The following is a 2,964-nucleotide window of genomic DNA, read 5'->3' on the forward strand; positions in this document are numbered from 1 at the left end:
TTTTGCTTTGATGGCATTTGTTAATTGCCCTCCCTCTTCATAGCCTACATATCCAGGAGGCGCCCCCACTAACCTTTGATCGCTATGTTCGTGGTTAAATTCCGACATATCAAAACGTATACAAGCAGTCTCGTCGCCAAATAAAAAATTAGCTAGAGACTTTGCTAGTTCGGTCTTGCCGACGCCGGTTGGGCCCACAAAAAACAGGACACCTTTTGGCTTTTTAACTTTAGTTGAGTGTTGCAAGCCGGAAAAACCGGTAAAGGCTCTAATAATGACGTTTTCTACTTTTTCTATTGCTTCATCTTGCCCTTTTACTCGCTCTTTTAATATATTTTGTATATTTGCTATTTTGTCTCTGCTTAGATCTTCCCATGGGCTTTTGCTCTCGCCGTATTTATATAAATTTATCGTTTTTTCATAACTTAGTTTAGGTTCTGAAATTCTAGACAGTTTTATGATTTGAGCTATATCCTTTAATGTAAAGCCATCCAATGTATCAATAAAGTCATTTAGCCTTAATCCATCTAACGCTGGTTCAAATTCTATCATGGATTCGGTATATTCAACAAATTCGCTACGGTTGGCGCGAGACGGAATAGGTATGGTAATAGTACTAACGTTTGCGTCACCTACATAAAAAGACGATGGCACCGTTGCCAACTTTTGAGTTAAAATAACTACCAAACAACCTTGTTTTATCATATCTGTATTTAAAAGATCGTAGTTTGCGTTTTCGTTTATGCTCTTTTTTAGTATAGTAAGCCACTGTTTTTCTTGATCGCCCATACTAGAATTTGAGCTAAAAATATAATCTGAATAGTCTAGGATAAAGCAAGTTTTTGAATTAATTTTTTGCAACATAAATCCAAAAAAATCATTTATATCTTTGTATTTGCCAGTATCGTTATGATTGCTTTTGTCGTCTTCTCCTATATCGTAACTTTCCTCATCATCGCCCAGGTTATCTTGAATGATATCATAAAACCCGCCACTGCTTTTGGATAGCTTATTTATGCCGCTAATCCTATCCCAAAGAATAACATTGCTAAAATTATCATTAAGTATATCAATTATAAAATTGGTAGTATTTACATATTTACCATTTTTGCCTTTTATTATATCAGCAGTATTTCCGCTAAGTACAATAGCGCTTTTGAGTTTGCTGTCGCGTTCAAATTTTTTAATCCATTCGCTCATCTTATCCTCTTTTTAGTGGTAATTCGTCATTTTTATTAATATCAATTGCGCCTTTTGATATCCTGTCTGGATTTTCCCAAATTGTTTTTTTAGTTTCAAATTTTATAGAGTAAATATCATTCATCTCTTTTTCAAATTTTTCGATATCCTCTATACACGTCATTCCTTCATAATTGTCAAATTTATAGTTTAGCTTTCCGTCCAAAGAGACTTTACAACTAGCGGTTTTCCCGGATGGGCGGCTTGCGTGTATTATTACGTTGCCATCCTTGAGGGCTATTTTTGTTATATTAAATTCTTGTTTTTCTAGGCTTGCTTTTATATTTTTTACAACTTCTTTCCTGGCTGCTTCATCTATCAAAAAATCATTTGTTTTGTTTTTGACTTCCTCGATATCATCTTTTATGCTTAATATATCACTCTTGCTATTTATAGCATCTTTTGCTTTAGCTATTTGAGCTAAAATTTTTTCCTGTTCTTTTTTGAATTCTTCTGAGATTTTTTGATTTTTTATTTCTGCTTCTATGGTTTCCAAGTCATTCTTAGTCTGAACTTTTATGTTTTCTTGCTTCTTTTTTTCTCTGTGTTCTTCTGCTTTAATCTTTGCGTTTTTTACTACTGACAAGATTCTATCGCATAAGCTGTTTTTAAAAGTGCTTAAATTTGTTCCATCATAGCTAGACAAACTATCTTTAATTTTATTAAGCTCATCTTTTGCAAATTCTATAACCAAAACATCTGAAATTTTACGAATTTCAGAATAGTAAAAACCCACAATATCACTCTTGTTTAAATTTGTCTGCTCTTTTTTGATTGCTCTTGCGTTTGATTCTAGCTGATTTATATAAGTTTCTATTTCAAAGCTTATATCTCTTGCACTATACGGATCTTCTTGCAATTGTACTTCAGCATTTGCAATGTCTCTTGCGAGTGCATCTAGCGAGATAAATTCATCTAATCCCGCCGATTTCATAGAGCTTAGCCTTTCTTTATATCTGGTTAAAAACTCAGTAGTTTGTTTTCGTACCCTTTCTTTATTTAACTCTTCTCTTTGCCGTCTAGCTTTTTCTTGCTCTTCTTGCCATCTTATTCTGGCTTCAGATTCTCTACTCATTTTTTATTCTTTCCTTTTTTCTTATTGCTGTTTTGTTTATTTATTAAGTCTTTTATAGCACTATCAAATAGGATATTTTTTATATCATTTATGGGTATCCCTGTTAGATTATAAATTGTATTAACCATGCCTTTGATTTGATCCAATTTTTCTTTTTGTTTTTCCTGGATTAGAATCTCTTTGCACAATAACCTTATTATATTAATAGTTATTTCCACATCGCTTATCTCTTGTAGATTTTGTATTTGTGAGATTTGCGTAAAAAACTTTGGATAATATTTTTTTATAAATTTGTTCTGTTTTAATCCGCTTGCTTTTAAATATATCATAAGTTGCATCAAATCATCATAACTATTTATATGTAATTTATCATAAATTTTTTCACTGTTTTTCATTTTAGTTGTTTTTACATAGTCAAATATTTCTTCGTTTTTATTTAAACTATTGATTTTTTCATTATTTAGTAAAACATACTCTTTTATCTCATTTAATGTTTTATCATCTTTTAGCTGAGCTGCTTTTTCAATAAATTCATCTAACTTTTTTATCCCATCATCAAATTTAAAGCTATTAAACCATGCTAATATATCTTTATTTCTACTCTCTACTTTTAAAAATAGAGCTAAGTAAATTGTATCGCTGTTTTCATA

General features: G+C 31.3%; 3 protein-coding genes. All 3 read right to left on the reverse strand.

The genetic code is table 11. From position 1 onward, the window contains the following. A partial coding sequence (locus tag Q0546_RS00580; RefSeq protein WP_298789571.1) for an AAA family ATPase occupies positions 1-1,200 on the reverse strand: 1,200 nt, incomplete at its 3' end. Between the two features lies 1 nt (position 1,201). Continuing rightward, positions 1,202-2,314: a hypothetical protein gene (locus Q0546_RS00585; RefSeq protein ID WP_298789573.1), complete on the reverse strand. Its 1,113-nt coding sequence runs from the start codon at positions 2,312-2,314 to the stop codon at positions 1,202-1,204. Further along, positions 2,311-2,964, reverse strand: a 654-nt coding sequence (locus tag Q0546_RS00590) for a hypothetical protein (protein WP_298789575.1), incomplete at its 5' end; no start/stop codon positions are given. The genes Q0546_RS00590 and Q0546_RS00585, both read right to left, overlap by 4 nt.

Source organism: uncultured Campylobacter sp., from assembly GCF_937997465.1.
GTDB lineage: Bacteria > Campylobacterota > Campylobacteria > Campylobacterales > Campylobacteraceae > Campylobacter_A.